This window comes from Pseudomonas sp. SIMBA_068 (genome assembly GCF_046534705.1).
Taxonomy (GTDB): Bacteria; Pseudomonadota; Gammaproteobacteria; order Pseudomonadales; family Pseudomonadaceae; genus Aquipseudomonas; species Aquipseudomonas putida.
Window position 1 is genome coordinate 1 of sequence record NZ_JAWRYI010000851.1, and the last position, 260, is coordinate 260.

Here is a 260-nt window from a genome sequence, read left to right on the forward strand (position 1 = left end):
GTAGTGAGTTTGCTAAGCAAGTATTCGTACAAATCGCCTTTGGTGTCTGAGTTTTCAAGGGGTAAGTCGTTTACCATTTCAACGGCTTTTACCAATAAGCTTTGCTTTTGGATCATCAATTGCGCGTCTTTCATAAACTCGTTAAATACCGCGCCTTCTGGCGATACATCATCTGAGGTTTTTGAAAAGTACGGAAACAGTTCATCTTTAACCAGTTTGTATAACTCTTCTGCCCCTAAATGGCGCAGGTTTTGCCAACG

General features: G+C 41.5%; 1 protein-coding gene. It reads right to left on the minus strand.

All coding sequences use genetic code 11. The features are described 5' to 3' along the window. Window positions 1–260 (minus strand): type I restriction-modification system subunit M N-terminal domain-containing protein (locus SB756_RS31745; protein WP_410913458.1); only part of this gene is annotated, 260 nt, incomplete at both ends.